We start from the raw sequence: 15,114 nt of genomic DNA on the forward strand, positions 1-15,114 counted from the left end.
CTTACCCCTCAACAGCCAGATCTTCGACAAGACGGAAACGTTCGCACAATAACTCCATCTCGGGATCGAAACCGCCATTGCGCTCGAAGTAACGACGGTGATCCTCGCGCCATCCTTCAAGCGTTTCATTCTCACCCTCGGCCAATGCAAAGTCCTCAGTCACATCGCAAAAACGACAGATCGTGACATCGACCGTTTCGATCACCAAAGCCGGGGTGTCATCCCATTCCAGAGCGATATCGCGTCGCCCGACAACTGGTGTCTCAGGGCTTCCGTCCGGATAGTCGCGCAGCGCCCCACAAGTTGCTTTTTTTTGGCCTGAGCGCACCAATGCCAGCAATTCTGCACTCAAGGCAGCGCTATCGCCGAACTTAAAAGTCTGTGCGTCCGGGTAGCGGGTCATTACTTCTTTCAGGTCCATGCGCATCACATCCTGAACACGCCGAAACGTGTCTCTTCAATCGGGGCATTCAGCGCGGCGCTCAGCGACAGCGCCAGCACATCGCGGCTTTTGCGTGGGTCAATGATGCCATCATCCCACAACCGGGCAGAGGCATAGAGCGGATGCGACTGTTCCTCGAACATCTCCAGTGTGGGGCGTTTGAACTCGGCCTCCTCCTCGGCAGACCAGGTGCCGCCCTGCCGTTCGATCCCGTCGCGTTTGACGGTGGCCAGAACACCCGCCGCCTGTTCGCCTCCCATCACGGAAATCCGCGAGTTCGGCCAGGTCCATAGGAAGCGCGGCTGATAGGCCCGTCCCGCCATGCCGTAATTCCCGGCCCCAAAAGAACCGCCGACCAGCATCGTGACCTTCGGCACGTTCGTCGTGGCAACTGCTGTCACCATCTTGGCCCCATGCCGTGCGATACCCTCGTTTTCGTATTTCCGACCAACCATGAAGCCGGTGATATTCTGCAAAAACACCAGAGGGATTTTCCGTTGCGAACACAGCTCGACAAAATGCGCGCCCTTCTGTGCAGCTTCGGAAAACAGCACGCCGTTGTTGGCAATGATCCCGACAGGGCAGCCTTTGACATGGGCAAACCCCGTCACCAGCGTCTCGCCAAAGCGCGGTTTGAACTCATCGAAACGCGAGCCATCGACCAACCGCGCGATCACCTCGCGGATGTCATACGGCGTGCGCAGATCGGCGGGCACAACGCCCAGAATTTCCTCGGGGTCATAGGCCGGATCCTCGGTGCTGGCCCAATCCACCGTCTGCGGTTTGCGCAGATTCAGCGACCCGACCGCGCGCCGCGCCAGAGCTAGCGCGTGGGCGTCATCCTCGGCCAGATAGTCGGCTACACCAGACAAGCGAGTATGAACGTCGCCGCCACCCAAATCTTCGGCGCTGACGATCTCTCCGGTCGCGGCCTTGACCAGAGGCGGCCCGGCCAGAAAGATCGTGCCTTGGTCGCGCACAATGATCGTCACATCCGACATCGCAGGCACATAGGCCCCACCCGCCGTACACGAGCCCATTACCACGGCGATCTGTGCAATCCCTTTGGCGCTCATCCGTGCCTGATTGTAGAAGATGCGGCCAAAGTGGTCGCGGTCGGGGAAGACCTCATCCTGATTGGGCAGGTTCGCACCGCCGCTATCGACCAGATAGATGCAGGGGAGGTTGTTTTCCTCAGCAATCTCCTGCGCCCGCAGATGTTTCTTGACCGACATCGGGTAATAAGTGCCGCCTTTCACAGTGGCATCGTTGCACACCACCATAACCTCACGCCCCTGCACGCGGCCAATACCCGCGACGACCCCGGCAGCAGGCGCGGCATCGCCATACATCCCATGCGCCGCCGTCGCGCCGATCTCAAGGAACGGAGACCCCGGGTCCAGCAAGTTCGCCACCCGACGACGTGGCAGCATCTTTCCCCGGGATTCATGCCGCGCGCGGGATTTCTCACCACCGCCCATGCGGGCTGCTTCGGCGGCGGCAGCGATTTGTGCCAGCGCATCGAGATGAGCGGTGCGGTTTGTCTTGAAGCCCTCAGAGGCGGGCATGGCTTTGGATGTGAGTTTCATTCTTTGCTTTCCTGGTCCATCAGAAAACCCGCCGAAATAAGAAGCATCATCTTTCCTCCAACAACGTCTTTAACCAAACCACTCTTTGGCTCGTTCGCTCCAAGCGACACCGGGCCCCAAGGAGTTTCGCACCTGTTCCCCCTCTCCACTGAAGATACTCCACCAAGCAGTCCGCCTCCCGCATTTCTTCCCAACGTTCTTGTGCTTCGGTTAAACTCGGCACTCTAAAAGTTAGAGAGGAAGCTTTCTCAGCGTCTCCTTCATCAAGCATGCTGTAATGAACCAGCAGGTCTGCGGCACTCTCGTCCACCAGCGTGTCCCAGACCGCTGTTTCAGCTTCGACGCAAAAGTAAATTCCCAGAGTACTTTGCCCCCAAGAAATATCTTCATTCATGCAATCGCCCGAAAAAGCACCAATACAGTCGGAAAGGTCTGTTGGTGCTCCAGCACTTTCGACACACCCACGGACTTGAGCATCCATGTAGGCTTGGTCCACGGTAGTTTGTCCGTGCTCATCTTGAACTTGATAGTTCTGTGCCCAAAGGTCTTGGGGCAGCACAAAGGTGATAACTGAAACAGTGCCTAGAGTAAGCAAATCAAAGCTGTGCAACTTATTCAGCATTGTTTGTCCTCCGCCGCCGCTCGCACTTTCAATTCCTTCCGGATCACCTTCCCCGTCACCGTCATCGGCAACTCCTCCAGAAATGCGACCTCACGCGGATAGGAATACTGAGCCAGACGCGCCTTGACCCAGTCCTGCAACTCCGACCCCGAAGCCTCGGCCCCCGGTTTCAGCACCACATAGGCCTTCACGATCTCGGTCCGTAGTGGGTCGGGCTTGCCGACCACGCCCACGGTCGCCACCGCCGGGTGGGTTAGCAGGCAATCCTCGATCTCGGCCGGGCCGATGCGGTATCCGGCTGAGGTAATCACGTCATCATCGCGACCGACAAAGCGTAGATACTCGCCCTCCCACACGCCGCGATCTCCGGTGATCAGCCAGTCGCCGCGAAACTTCTCAGCCGTCGCCTCGGGCCGGTTCCAGTATTCCAGCAACATCGAGGCCGAGCCGCGCCGGATGGCCACGTCACCCTCCTCGCTGATCGGATTGCCGTCTTCGTCGATCACCGCGACTTCATGCCCCGGCACCGGTTTACCGATGCAGCCGGGTTGCACCGGGAAATCCTCGGAACAAGAAGACACGACCATGTTGCATTCGGTCTGGCCGTAGAATTCGTTGATCGTCAGGCCAAACGCCTGTTGCCCCCATGCCAGCATCTCGGCCCCCAGCGGCTCACCGCCCGAAGCGACCGAGCGCAGACCGGGGATTGCCTGATCCGCCGCCTTCAGCATGCGAAGTGCGGTCGGAGGGAAGAACACGTTCCGCACACCACCGCGGGCGATCACGTCGGCACAGGCTTCCGGCGTAAACTTTTCCAACCGCGCCGCGACCACAGGAATACCCAGCGCAAGCCCGGGCATCAATACGTCGAACAGACCTCCGATCCAGGCCCAATCCGCAGGTGTCCATAGGCAATCACCTTCGCGCAGGTGATTGTGGCTGATCGAGACACCCGGCAGGTGGCCGGTCAGAACCAGGTGCCCATGCAGTGCGCCCTTGGGGCTGCCCGTGGTGCCCGAGGTATAGATCAGCACCGCCGGGTCCTCGGGGCCTGTATCTGAGCAGGGGAACGGATCATCCGATGGTGCAATATGTTCGACCAGAACCGGGTGGGCCAGATCGCCCAGCACCGCGGCTCCTTCGGCATCGGTCAGCACCAGACGCGCACCCGCATCCCCCACGCGCGAGGCCAACGCATCCCGTTTGAACAGCTTGAACAGCGGCACCGAAATCGCCCCAAGCTTCCAGATTGCCAGATGCGCCGCCGCACACCAGGGCGACTGGCTCAGCAACACACCCACGCGGTCGCCGGGCTGCACCTGCTGATGCAATTCACGTGCAATCCCGTCCGTCATGCGCGTGAGTTGACCAAAGGTAACGGTTTCGCGGCACCCGTCTGTCAGATCAACGATGGCCACATTGTCACGAGGATGCGCCAGGCATTGTCGCGCCATATTGAGCTGATCCGGAATATCCCAGACGCCTGCCTTCCGCATACCGGGTATGCACCTATCGGGATGCATGCGCAAAACCCCTTGTTTTTCTTACCCTTGGCGGGCGCGGACGCCCCCCTGCTTTCACAGGAACTTGATACAGATCAGAGTTCGCAACGGTCCGGTCCTGCACAAGCGACTCATCAACAAATTCAAAGGCCATAAAATGACCAAAACACTCGCCGCTTTGACGCTCTCGACTGCGCTTGTCGCACTTGCCGCCCCTGCAATGGCCCAAAACCAAGGTGACTGGACCGTGGGTGTCGGTGTTGGTTATCTGGACCCGAAATCCGACAACGGAACCCTGGCTGGTCTCGATACCGACATTGACGCAGACACCAGCGCGATCTTCACAGTAGAGTATTTTGTCCAGGACAATCTTGGCATCGAACTGCTGGCCGCGACCCCGTTCAGCCACAGCATCGCGCTGGGGGGCACCGATCTGGCCAGCACCAAACACCTGCCGCCCACCCTGTCGCTGAACTATCACTTCGCGACCAACAGCGCCTGGAAGCCCTATGTTGGCGCCGGACTGAACTACACCATCTTCTTTGACGAAAAATCCGCGCTTGGGGATCTGGACATCGACAACTCCTTCGGTGTGTCGCTGCAAGCCGGTTTGGACTACATGGTCACCGAAAAAGGAGCCGTGCGTCTGAACGTGCGCTGGTTCGACATCGACTCCGACGTCAAACTGAACGGCACCGATATCGGCACTGCAGAAATCGATCCCTGGCTGGTCGGCGTATCCTACGTCCATCGCTTCTGATCCTTGTCTTTAACGCCCCGCCACCCTTTGGCGGGGCGTTTTTCTCAGCGCATTTCGCTCATCAACTCGCGCCCGATCAGCATTCGGCGAATTTCGCTGGTGCCCGCGCCGATCTCCATCAGCTTGGCGTCTCGGAATATCCGGCTAACCGCTGAATCCGACAGGAACCCGGCCCCGCCCATCGCCTGCACAGCCTGATGCGCCTGCGTCATCGCCTGTTCCGAGGCGTAAAGGCAGCACGCCGCTGCATCCTGACGGGTCACGTCACCCCGGTCACAAGCCTTGGCAACTTCATAGACATAAGCCCGCGCGGAATTCATCGCGGTATACATGTCGGCAATCTTGCCCTGCATTAGTTGGAAGCTACCGATCGGTTTGCCGAACTGCTTACGCTCGGCCAGATAGGGCATGATCTCGTCCAGACAGGCAGCCATGATGCCTGTGCCGATCCCAGCCAGCACGACGCGTTCATAATCCAGACCTGACATCAGAACCGCAACGCCCTTGCCCTCTTCGCCCAGAACGTTCTCGAACGGTACTTCAACATCTTCAAAGATCAGTTCGGCTGTGTTCGACCCCCGCATCCCCAGCTTGTCGAAATGCGGAGAGGTCGAGAATCCCTTCATCTCTTTCTCGATCAAAAAAGCCGTGATCCCTTTTGAACCCGCCTCGGGGTCAGTCTTGGCATACACGACTAGCGTGTTCGCGTCCGGCCCATTGGTGATCCAATATTTGTTGCCATTAAGACGGTAGTGATCGTTACGCTTTTCCGCGCGCAGCTTCATCGACACAACGTCTGATCCGGCCGAGGCCTCGGACATTGCAAGCGCGCCAACATGGTCACCCGAGATCAGACGCGGCAGGTATTTCGCCTTCTGCTCGTCATTGCCGTTCAGCTTGATCTGATTGACGCACAGGTTCGAATGCGCCCCGTAAGACAGCGAGACCGAAGCCGAGGCCCGCGCCACCTCCTCCACCGCTACGGTGTGGGCCAGATAGGACATCCCCGCCCCGCCATACTCTTCGGACACGGTGATGCCCAACAGCCCGAGGTCACCCATCTCTTTCCACAGCTCATTGGGAAAGGCGTTCGATTGATCGACCTCGGCCGCCATCGGTTTGACCCGATCCTGCGCCCAGCGATGCACCATCTCGCGCAGAGCGTTCACATCCTCACCCAGATCAAATTGCATTGTGGCCGTGAACATGTTGCGACCTCCTCATCGAATTAATGAACACTTGTTCAATAATTAGGTAACAGCGAATCCTCCACGGGTCAATGAGAAGGCTAGCACCAAAGAAAATGCCACCCCGAACAGGGTGGCATTTTTCAAGATTAAAGCGTGCGCCAAAGGCGCACTCAATTGGATCACGATTGAAACACAGCCCCAACTTCGGCCCGGATGATGCGCGCGATCAGGCGGCAGTCGTCCAGCGAAAAAGTCAACGGCACGCGCATATCCATCACCCCGGCAAGGATACGATCACTTGCGGGCAAAGGCGTGCTTTCGGCATAGCGCCAACTGTCATAGCGCGAGGTGAATCCCGTCGGCTCCGCCCCACCAAACCACTTAATCTCGACCCCCCGTGCGCCGCAACGACGGATTACCTCGGCAATGCGTTCGGGCGTCCAGTCGAGCAGCAAGAACTGGATCGACGAACCGACATAGGTCTCTTGCTCGGGACGCTCGACGATGGTCAGGCCGGGGGTGTCCCGCAGGCCGGTCGCGATCTCGTCATAGCGTTCGTTCCAGCGCTGCACCTGCCGGTCAAGATCACGCAGTTGCGGGCGCAGGATCGCGGCGCGCAGATTGTCCATGCGGCCGGACACATTGGGCGTGGTGTATTTGATCTTTTCAAACACCTCGGGCCCAGGTGCGGCAAGGTGGCGTTCATATAGCATGTACGAGCCCGACAGCATCGTGGCCTTGGCCGCAAGCACTTCGTCATCGGTGATCAGCAGACCGCCTTCACCGGAATTGACGTGTTTGTACGTCTGGCATGAATAGCACCCAATCGCCCCCTGACGCCCCGACAATTGCCCGCGCCATGCGGCACCCATTGTGTGGGCGCAGTCCTCGATCACCGCAACGCCCGCCGTATCACACATCTGCATTAGCCGGTCCATATCGCACAGATGTCCGCGCATGTGGCTGAGCATCAGCACCCGCGCCTGATCCAGCTTGGCCTCAAGATCATCCAGATCAATCGTCAGATTCTCAGTCACGCCCACAAAAACCGGCCTTGCCCCGACCGAGGCAATCGACCCCGGCACCGGCGCAAGCGTGAAGGCGTTGGTCAAAACCGGATCACCCGGCTGCACCCCCACGGCCCGCAATGCGGTGGCCAGTGCATAACCCCCAGAAGACACAGCCAGACAGTATTTCGCCCCCATTTGCGCCGCGAACTCCTGCTCCAGCAGCGCGGTTTCGCCCAACTCTCCGGGTACGACGTTATAGCGATGCAGACGCCCATGGCGTAGAACGGCCATGGCGGCGTCAATCGCCTCTTCTGGAATAGGTTCCTGCTGGGTGAAGCTGCCAGTGAATGTTTCGGTCATGGACTAGTTCTGATCCTGCAAAGGGTTGGGGTCAAGAATTTGTGCCGCCGCACCAATCAGCCCGGTGACCAGCTCAGGCAGATCATCAAAGTGATGCAGCAGTGCTTCGGGTTCCAATGCGGCCATATCTTCCCCGGACGGGCCAAACGTCACCAGCACCGATGGCACGCCCGCTGCCCGCGCCGTATTTCGGTCGGTGTCGGAATCGCCGATCAGCACACACAAATCGGGGTGTCCCCCGGCCCGGCGCGCGGCTTCGCGCAGTGGTTCGGGGTCCGGTTTGCGCACGGGCAACGTGTCTGCGCCCACCAAAGACGCAAACTGATCCCGCACGCCCATCTGGGTCAGCAGCTGATGGGCCAGAGCCTCGGGTTTATTGGTGCAGATACCTACGCCATAACCTTGGGATTTCAGCATTTCGACAGCCTCAAGCGCACCGGGATAGAACCGAGTGTGAGTGTCGATGTCCTTCGCGTAAGCCTCAAGCAGGGTGGGATAATAGGCCAGAACAGTATCCTCATCATAAGCACCGACCCGCTTCAGCCCATGGGTCAGCATCATCCGTCCACCCCGCAAGGCAACGGCTGCGTCATCATCGTGAACCAGGACATCCCCATGCCCCATCTGGCGAAAACAGTGGTTGGCCGCCGCCAGCAAATCACCCGACGTATCGGCCAAAGTTCCGTCCAGATCGAAGATTACTGTGCGCATTGTGCCTCCTGCCTCGGCGGTTTATTGCCGTCTCGTGTTGCAAACGGCAATCTTGTTTGATCCGTGAACCGCTTGCGCCTTTGCCCTCAGCGGATAAAACGGAGCGCAACAAAACACAAAGAGAAATCGATTTCATGAGCACTGCCCTTGTCATCCTTGCCGCTGGAAAAGGCACCAGGATGCATTCGGATATTCCCAAAGTTCTTCATCCCATCGCGCAGGTCCCGATGCTGGTGCACGCTATGCGCGCCGGGGCCATATTGTCGCCCGAGCGGACCGTGATCGTCACCGGGCACGGGGCTGAAGCCGTAGCCAAGGTTGCAACTGCCGAGGATGAAGCGGCGCAAATCGCTGTTCAGGACGAGCAGTTGGGTACTGCCCATGCCGTCGCGCAGGCACGCGAGGCTTTGGACGGATTCACCGGCGACGTCGTGGTTTTGTATGGCGACACGCCGTTTCTGCAGCCCGATACGCTGGAACGCATGATCGCGGCGCGGGCAGAAAACGATCTTGTCATTCTGGGGTTTGAGGCCGGCGATCCTGCGCGTTATGGTCGCCTGGTGATGAACGGTGACAGTCTTGAGCGGATCGTCGAATTCAAAGACGCATCGGATGAAGAGCGCGCGATAACCTTTTGCAACTCTGGTCTTTTGGCCTGTGATGCGCAGGCGTTGTTTTCCCTGATCGACACGGTAAGAAATGACAACGCGGCAGGTGAGTATTATTTGACGGACGTCGTGGAAATCGCGCGCGCGCGCGGTCTGAAAGTCACCGCAGTCGCCTGTGACGAAGCACAGACATTAGGTGTGAACTCCCGCACCGATTTGGCTGCGGCAGATGCTGTGTTTCAGGCCAGTGCCCGTGCCGAGCTGTTGGATCTTGGCGTCACCCTGATGGCACCCGATACTGTTTATCTGGCCGCTGACACCGTCATCGGGCGCGACACTGTGATTGAACCCAACGTGGTTTTTGGCCCCGGCGTCACAGTCGAAAGTGGTGCTACAATCCGGTCGTTTTCGCATTTGGAGGGCTGCCACGTCAGCCGCGGTTCTATTGTTGGCCCCTATGCCCGCCTGCGCCCAGGTGCCGAGTTGGCCGAAAACGCCCGCATCGGCAATTTTGTCGAGATAAAGAACGCCGAGATCGCCGAAGGGGCCAAGGTTAACCACCTCAGCTATATCGGTGACGCGTCGGTAGGTGCGGCGTCGAATATCGGCGCTGGAACAATCACCTGCAACTATGACGGTGTGATGAAGCATCGCACCACAATTGGTGAGAATGTTTTTGTCGGCTCGAACACAATGCTGGTGGCCCCGGTGAAGGTCGGAGACGGCGCAATGACAGCCACCGGCACAGTCGTGACGCGAGACGTCGAGCCCGACGCGCTGGCCATGGCCCGCGCCAAGCAGGACAACAAGCCGGGTTATGCACGTAAATTGTTTGATATGTTGAAGGCGAAGAAGGCTCGCCGCGACAAAGGAACCTGATCTATGTGTGGAATTGTAGGTGTACTGGGGCAACACGAAGCCGCCCCTATTTTGGTTGAGGCGCTGAAACGGCTGGAATATCGCGGCTATGACAGCGCCGGTATTGCGACGGTCAATGACGGTGAACTTGGGCGCCGCCGGGCTGTGGGCAAGTTGGTCAACCTCAGCGATTTGCTGGTGCATAATCCTCTGCGCGGAAAATCGGGCATCGGGCATACCCGTTGGGCCACACATGGCGCACCATCAGTCACCAACGCGCACCCGCACAAGGCAGGCCCCGTGGCCGTGGTGCATAACGGCATTGTCGAAAACTATCGCGATTTGCGGGCTGAGTTAGCCGAACATGGCGTCGATTTCGTCACCGAGACCGATACCGAAACCGTGGCTCTGATGGCCGAGTATTATCTCAATATCGGCCTATCGCCCGTTGATGCGGCGTTCAAAACCATCGACCGGCTTCAAGGGGCGTTTGCACTTGCATTTCTGTTTGACGGGCAAGACGACCTGATCGTCGCGGCGCGTAAGGGCTCACCTTTGGCCATTGGGCATGGGGAAGGCGAAATGTATGTCGGTTCGGACGCCATTGCGCTGGCCCCGCTGACGGATCGTATCACCTATCTTGAAGAAGGCGACCGGGCGGTCCTGACCCGCACTTCGCTTGAAATCCGCAACGAAGCCGGAGAACTGGCCAACCGCGAGACCCGCCAGATCAAACTGGATCAAACACGGGCCGACAAGGCGGGTCACAAGCATTTCATGGCAAAGGAAATCGCCGAGCAACCCGTGGTGGTTGCCGAGGCAATCCAATCCTACCTGCCCACTGGCGGCAACGAGATAACCCTGCCGTGTGAGCTGGATTTCAGCAAGCTGGACCGCCTGACCATGGTCGCCTGCGGAACTGCCTTTTATGCCTGCCTGACAGCAAAGTACTGGTTCGAACAGTTGGCCAGAATGCCCGTCGAGGTCGATATCGCCAGCGAGTTTCGCTATCGCGAACCTCCGATCCCCGATCGTACGGCGGCTCTGTTTGTCAGCCAGTCGGGTGAGACCGCCGACACGCTGGCCGCGCTGCGCTATTGCGAGGGCAAGGCCGATAAGATCGTTTCGGTGATCAATGTCCCCGAAAGCTCGATCGCGCGCGAAAGCGACATCGCCCTGCCGATCCATGCTGGGGTTGAGATCGGTGTGGCCTCGACCAAAGCTTTCACTTGTCAGCTAAGTGTATTGCTGATGCTGGCGCTCAAGGCGGCTGCGGATCGGGGCACCCTAAGCGATGAGGAACTGGCTGATCATGCCGCCGCATTGCGTGGATTGCCGACCGCACTAAATGCCGCGCTGGATCAGAACCAGTCCATCAAGGCCTCGGCCCAGCGCTTGTCCGAGGCGCGCGATGTGCTGTTCCTGGGCCGCGGCCTGATGTATCCACTGGCTATGGAAGGCGCGCTGAAACTAAAAGAAATCAGCTATATACACGCCGAAGGTTATGCTTCTGGCGAGCTAAAGCACGGTCCCATCGCCTTGATCGACAAGCACATGCCGGTGGTGGTCATGGCCCCGCGCGATGCGGTGTTCGACAAGACCGTGTCGAACATGCAAGAGGTCATGGCGCGCAAAGGCAAGGTAATACTGGTCTCGGATGATGACGGCGTTACCGAGGCCGAGGATGGGGTGTGGAGCACTATTCGCATGCCCCATATTCATCCCAGCCTTGCCCCGATCCTGTATTCGGTTCCGGCGCAGCTGCTGGCCTATCATACGGCTGTCGCCAAAGGTACCGATGTGGACCAGCCCCGCAATCTGGCGAAATCCGTCACCGTCGAATAAGCCAAGATCGGGCTGCACCCACGGCCCGTTTCACCAGCAGGGCGACAAACATTGAATTTCTATCTGGAACAGATCAAAGCTCATGCCGACCTCGAGCGCGCGAGCCAAATGGCGGCCTATCACAAGGTCGACCGCCCCTATCTGGGCGTCGCGAACCCCGTTCTGAACGACCTGACGAAAGATTGGCGTCAAGACCTGGATGTATCTGAGCGCGTGGAGTTGGCGGATGCCTTGTGGCAGACCAATATACACGAGGGCCGTCTGGCCGCAGCCAAACTGCTGACCCAGGCCCGCATTCGGCCTGATGGGGCGGTCTGGGATTTACTGCACAGCTGGTTGCCCGATTTCGACGCCTGGGCTGCGGCCGATCACGCCTGCATGGCGATGCAAAAACGTCTGTCAGCCGACCCAACCCGGTTGGATCAGGTGGAAATCTGGACGACTTCCGATCATATGTGGACACGGCGCGCAGCGCTGGTGGCCACCCTTCCCTGGACCAAGCAGAATCACCCCAAACCCGACGATCTGGCACGGCGCGATCGCATCCTTGGCTGGGCGGCGAGCTATGTGCCGGACCGGGACTGGTTCATTCAGAAAGCCATTGCTTGGTGGCTGCGTGACCTGTCCAAACACGACGCTGAACGCGTCATCGCTTTTCTGAAAATCCATGGTGACGCGATGAAGCCGTTCGCCCGCCGCGAAGCCGGAAAATACCTGAAAGATCAGTTGGAATAGACCTCAAGTTCAACCAATTCGTCGAATGGCAACAACAAGGCCCGCATCGCATCCAGAGACAATCGACTGCCGCCGCTTTCGGGCCCTGGCGCTGGAACCAGCGTAATATAAGCCTGCGAGCCGGTTCTGGGAACGACCACGCGACCGGTGAATTCGACGTCGACCAGCGGAGTTTCCAGCCAACGACCCGGCGTGGTCGGATCGCCCAATCCGGCTATGGTCGTCTTTGCGCCCACCCAGCCGGCAGCAGTGGCCGCAACGGGTTCTGATTCAACTGCTTCCTCTGCCACAACCTCTTCGACCACGGCGTCTTCAGGTTCAGAAGGCGTCTTTTCGCCCCCAAAGACCCGATCTGTCGTGGATCGCACGGTGTCGCATCCGGCCACCAGAATACACAAAGCAAATAGCATATATCTCATGCCATCAACCTATCGCCCTGTGCGCATCTGTACCAGCGCAAAGGAAACTTCGCCCTTGTCGCAGGCAAGTCGCGGCTTTACCTATGTCGCATGACTGCTCCGCTTATCGACCCATTCGCACGTGCGATCACCTATCTCCGCGTCTCTGTTACGGACCGCTGCGATTTCCGCTGTGTTTACTGCATGTCCGAGGACATGAAGTTTCTGCCAAAGAAAGACCTGCTGACGCTGGAAGAGCTGGACCGCATGTGCTCGACCTTCGTGAAGTTGGGGGTTGAAAAGCTGCGCATTACCGGTGGTGAGCCGCTTGTGCGCAGAAATATCATGACGTTTTTCAACAGCATGACCCGCCACCTGGACAGCGGCGCGTTGAAAGAGCTGACGTTGACCACCAATGGCTCGCAGCTGCACCGTTTTGCCGATGACCTGTACGCAGCAGGTGTGCGCCGGGTAAATATCTCGCTGGATACGCTGGACGAAGATAAATTCGCCGCGATCACCCGCTGGGGCCGTCTTAAACAAGTGTTGAACGGCATCGACGCGGCGCAGAAAGCCGGGCTGAGGATAAAGATCAACGCGGTGGCCCTGAAGGGCTTCAACGAAGAAGAATTGCCGACGATCACGAAATGGTGTGCGGAACGCGATATGGACCTGACCTGGATCGAGGTCATGCCCATGGGCGATATCGGCAATGAGGATCGTCTGGATCAATATTGGTCGCTCAAGGATGTTCGTAAGGAATACGAGAACCACTATTCCGTGACCGATCTGGCAGAACGCAGCGGCGGGCCAGCGCGTTATGTTCGCCTAGAGGAAACCGGCCAAAAGATCGGCTTCATCACCCCTCTGTCGCATAATTTCTGCGAAAGCTGCAACCGCGTGCGCCTGACCTGCACTGGTGAGCTGTTTATGTGTCTGGGCCAAGAGGACATGGCTGACCTGCGTGGTCCACTACGCGATCACCCCGATACAGAGCAACCGCTCGAAGACGCAATCCGCGCGGCGATCAACCTCAAGCCCAAGGGACATGATTTCGACTATTCCCGCCAGGCGGTCGACGGCAAGATGAGCCGTCACATGAGCCACACAGGCGGCTGACGTGCCGGACCAGATGGGCCGACCGACGCTGCTGTATCATCTGTATTGCGGCCTGACCTCTGTTGCGGAGCCGTTTGTCTGGCGCACCGTACGGAACAAGCTGCAAGCCGCGGATGTTTCCGTAACCCGACAACAGGAACGCCAAGGCCGTGCCAGCCTGCCCCGCCCCGACGGCCAGATGATCTGGTTCCACGCCGCCAGCGTTGGTGAAACCCTTTCGGTCATCAGCCTGATCAAACGGTTGGGGGAACGTCTGCCGGATGCCGAGTTTCTGATCACCTCTGGCACGCCAACCTCGGCTGCGCTGATCGAAAAACGCATGCCACCACGAACGCGGCACCAGTACCCTCCACTAGACACCGCAAGCCCCGTGCGGCGCTTTCTGGACCACTGGCACCCAAATGCCGGTATTTTCGTCGAAAGCGAAATCTGGCCCCGTCTGATTGTCGAAGGTGCCAAGCGTGGCATGCCCTTGGCTCTGCTCAACGCACGCCTGTCGGACAAATCCGTCGAAGGCTGGAAGAAACGCCCGGACACAGCCCGGTTCATTCTGGATCGTTTTCGCCTGTTCCTGACCCAGAACGACAAGACCGCGCAAAACCTGATCGTGATGGGCGCGCCCGCTGATCGTGTACAGCCGGGCACGAACCTGAAGGCCATGTCTGACCCCTTGCCGATTGATCAGGCCACGTTGTCCGAAATCCGCGCACAGATCGGCGCCCGCCCCGTCTGGATCGCCAGTTCGACACATGCCGGTGAAGAGGAAACCGTTCTTGCCGCCCACGCAGAGCTTCTCAAACGCTGGCCCGACCTGCTGCTGTTGCTGATCCCGCGCCACCCTGAACGCCGCGCCGAGGTCGCCAGTCTGGCAAACCAAGCGGGGCAAACTGTGGCCATTCGATCGAATGACGACAAGATCACCGACAAAACGCAGGTCTACATGGCAGATACGCTGGGTGAAACCGGCACATGGTACGCGCTGTGCCCTATTGTGTTCCTTGGCGGATCACTGAAAGAGATCGGCGGCCACAATCCGTTCGAACCGGCCCAGGCGGGTGCCGCTGTAATCACCGGCCCCGGCAATTTCAACTTTGCCGAAACCTTCGCCCTGCTGATCGAATCCGGCGGGGCGCTACAAGTTCAATCTGCTTCCGAACTGACCGAGGCCGTGGAAACCTGGCTATCGGACCAAACCACGCTGGACACAGCCCGTAAGGCTGCGAAATCCTGCGTAAACACCCAACAATCGGCACTGGATGCAATCGTTGAGACGCTATGCACCGAACTCAGCTTAACTGGGTCGGGTTCAACGTCATCTAACTAAGTTTGTCCCGGGTAGCGCGAGGGGCTGGCCCCTCGCGCTAC

At 58.9% G+C, this 15,114-nt stretch carries 14 protein-coding genes; 6 read left to right on the forward strand and 8 right to left on the reverse strand.

Translation table 11 applies throughout. The annotated features are described in order from the left end of the window. Window position 1: 1 nt before the first annotated feature. From ACR0M2_RS03430 to ACR0M2_RS03445, 4 genes are read right to left on the reverse strand one after another with little or no spacing between them, the layout of a single operon-like run. Window positions 2-427, reverse strand: coding sequence for an ASCH domain-containing protein (locus ACR0M2_RS03430; protein ID WP_480704038.1), 426 nt, complete (start codon window positions 425-427; stop codon window positions 2-4). Continuing rightward, window positions 427-2,031: a carboxyl transferase domain-containing protein gene (locus ACR0M2_RS03435; RefSeq protein ID WP_480704039.1), complete on the reverse strand. Its 1,605-nt coding sequence runs from the start codon at window positions 2,029-2,031 to the stop codon at window positions 427-429. Before ACR0M2_RS03435 ends, ACR0M2_RS03430 begins: the two co-directional genes overlap by 1 nt. Before the next feature lie 46 nt (window positions 2,032-2,077). Beyond that, window positions 2,078-2,653, reverse strand: a complete 576-nt coding sequence (locus ACR0M2_RS03440; RefSeq protein WP_480704040.1) for a lysozyme inhibitor LprI family protein — start codon at window positions 2,651-2,653, stop codon at window positions 2,078-2,080. Beyond that, window positions 2,647-4,176: an AMP-binding protein gene (locus ACR0M2_RS03445; RefSeq protein ID WP_480704041.1), complete on the reverse strand. Its 1,530-nt coding sequence runs from the start codon at window positions 4,174-4,176 to the stop codon at window positions 2,647-2,649. The genes ACR0M2_RS03440 and ACR0M2_RS03445 overlap by 7 nt, the downstream gene beginning before the upstream one ends. 136 nt (window positions 4,177-4,312) lie before the next feature. Here ACR0M2_RS03445 and ACR0M2_RS03450 point away from each other — a divergent pair, with 136 nt between their 5' ends. Next, window positions 4,313-4,915 carry an OmpW/AlkL family protein gene (locus tag ACR0M2_RS03450; RefSeq protein WP_170348125.1) on the forward strand — a complete coding sequence of 201 codons (603 nt, stop codon included), beginning with the start codon at window positions 4,313-4,315 and terminating at the stop codon, window positions 4,913-4,915. Between the two features lie 44 nt (window positions 4,916-4,959). Here ACR0M2_RS03450 and ACR0M2_RS03455 read toward each other — a convergent pair whose 3' ends face one another. The 3 genes from ACR0M2_RS03455 to ACR0M2_RS03465 form a co-directional block, all read right to left on the reverse strand. Continuing rightward, window positions 4,960-6,123, reverse strand: coding sequence for an isovaleryl-CoA dehydrogenase (locus ACR0M2_RS03455; protein WP_480704042.1), 1,164 nt, complete (start codon window positions 6,121-6,123; stop codon window positions 4,960-4,962). A gap of 161 nt (window positions 6,124-6,284) precedes the next feature. After that, on the reverse strand, window positions 6,285-7,475 hold the full coding sequence (locus ACR0M2_RS03460) for a DegT/DnrJ/EryC1/StrS family aminotransferase (RefSeq protein ID WP_170395721.1): 1,191 nt from the start codon (window positions 7,473-7,475) through the stop codon (window positions 6,285-6,287). A 3-nt stretch (window positions 7,476-7,478) separates the two neighbouring features. Next, window positions 7,479-8,186: an HAD-IA family hydrolase gene (locus ACR0M2_RS03465; RefSeq protein ID WP_170360194.1), complete on the reverse strand. Its 708-nt coding sequence runs from the start codon at window positions 8,184-8,186 to the stop codon at window positions 7,479-7,481. A gap of 134 nt (window positions 8,187-8,320) precedes the next feature. Between ACR0M2_RS03465 and glmU the strand changes: the two genes are divergently transcribed. From glmU to ACR0M2_RS03480, 3 genes are read left to right on the forward strand one after another with little or no spacing between them, the layout of a single operon-like run. Then, window positions 8,321-9,673 (forward strand): bifunctional UDP-N-acetylglucosamine diphosphorylase/glucosamine-1-phosphate N-acetyltransferase GlmU, encoded by a 1,353-nt coding sequence (gene glmU / locus ACR0M2_RS03470; RefSeq protein ID WP_170374585.1) that lies wholly within the window; start codon window positions 8,321-8,323, stop codon window positions 9,671-9,673. Between the two features lie 3 nt (window positions 9,674-9,676). Beyond that, window positions 9,677-11,497 carry a glutamine--fructose-6-phosphate transaminase (isomerizing) gene (gene glmS, locus ACR0M2_RS03475; RefSeq protein WP_425080973.1) on the forward strand — a complete coding sequence of 607 codons (1,821 nt, stop codon included), beginning with the start codon at window positions 9,677-9,679 and terminating at the stop codon, window positions 11,495-11,497. A 51-nt stretch (window positions 11,498-11,548) separates the two neighbouring features. Further along, window positions 11,549-12,232, forward strand: a complete 684-nt coding sequence (locus tag ACR0M2_RS03480; RefSeq protein WP_480704043.1) for a DNA alkylation repair protein — start codon at window positions 11,549-11,551, stop codon at window positions 12,230-12,232. Here ACR0M2_RS03480 and ACR0M2_RS03485 read toward each other — a convergent pair. Further along, window positions 12,220-12,651 (reverse strand): hypothetical protein, encoded by a 432-nt coding sequence (locus ACR0M2_RS03485; RefSeq protein WP_480704044.1) that lies wholly within the window; start codon window positions 12,649-12,651, stop codon window positions 12,220-12,222. The genes ACR0M2_RS03480 and ACR0M2_RS03485 overlap by 13 nt on opposite strands. A 90-nt stretch (window positions 12,652-12,741) precedes the next feature. Here ACR0M2_RS03485 and moaA point away from each other — a divergent pair, with 90 nt between their 5' ends. Together moaA and ACR0M2_RS03495 are read left to right on the forward strand one after the other, a co-directional pair. Next, window positions 12,742-13,749 (forward strand): GTP 3',8-cyclase MoaA, encoded by a 1,008-nt coding sequence (moaA, locus tag ACR0M2_RS03490; RefSeq protein ID WP_170348111.1) that lies wholly within the window; start codon window positions 12,742-12,744, stop codon window positions 13,747-13,749. A gap of 13 nt (window positions 13,750-13,762) precedes the next feature. After that, the gene (locus ACR0M2_RS03495; protein ID WP_480704214.1) at window positions 13,763-15,073 is read left to right on the forward strand and encodes a 3-deoxy-D-manno-octulosonic acid transferase; all 1,311 of its coding nucleotides are present in this window, start codon (window positions 13,763-13,765) and stop codon (window positions 15,071-15,073) included. Window positions 15,074-15,114: the final 41 nt, after the last annotated feature.

It is taken from the genome of Ruegeria sp. BE10 (genome assembly GCF_056538905.1).

Coding starts and splice junctions, on each gene's coding strand:
- ACR0M2_RS03440 (WP_480704040.1), bottom strand. CDS start 2,653: ATGCTGAATAAGTTGCACAGCTTTGATTTGCTTACTCTAGGCACTGTT.
- glmS (WP_425080973.1), top strand. CDS start 9,677: ATGTGTGGAATTGTAGGTGTACTGGGGCAACACGAAGCCGCCCCTATT.
- ACR0M2_RS03455 (WP_480704042.1), bottom strand. CDS start 6,123: ATGTTCACGGCCACAATGCAATTTGATCTGGGTGAGGATGTGAACGCT.
- ACR0M2_RS03450 (WP_170348125.1), top strand. CDS start 4,313: ATGACCAAAACACTCGCCGCTTTGACGCTCTCGACTGCGCTTGTCGCA.
- ACR0M2_RS03460 (WP_170395721.1), bottom strand. CDS start 7,475: ATGACCGAAACATTCACTGGCAGCTTCACCCAGCAGGAACCTATTCCA.
- glmU (WP_170374585.1), top strand. CDS start 8,321: ATGAGCACTGCCCTTGTCATCCTTGCCGCTGGAAAAGGCACCAGGATG.
- ACR0M2_RS03435 (WP_480704039.1), bottom strand. CDS start 2,031: ATGAAACTCACATCCAAAGCCATGCCCGCCTCTGAGGGCTTCAAGACA.
- ACR0M2_RS03495 (WP_480704214.1), top strand. CDS start 13,763: ATGGGCCGACCGACGCTGCTGTATCATCTGTATTGCGGCCTGACCTCT.
- ACR0M2_RS03445 (WP_480704041.1), bottom strand. CDS start 4,176: ATGCATCCCGATAGGTGCATACCCGGTATGCGGAAGGCAGGCGTCTGG.
- ACR0M2_RS03430 (WP_480704038.1), bottom strand. CDS start 427: ATGCGCATGGACCTGAAAGAAGTAATGACCCGCTACCCGGACGCACAG.
- moaA (WP_170348111.1), top strand. CDS start 12,742: ATGACTGCTCCGCTTATCGACCCATTCGCACGTGCGATCACCTATCTC.
- ACR0M2_RS03485 (WP_480704044.1), bottom strand. CDS start 12,651: ATGAGATATATGCTATTTGCTTTGTGTATTCTGGTGGCCGGATGCGAC.
- ACR0M2_RS03465 (WP_170360194.1), bottom strand. CDS start 8,186: ATGCGCACAGTAATCTTCGATCTGGACGGAACTTTGGCCGATACGTCG.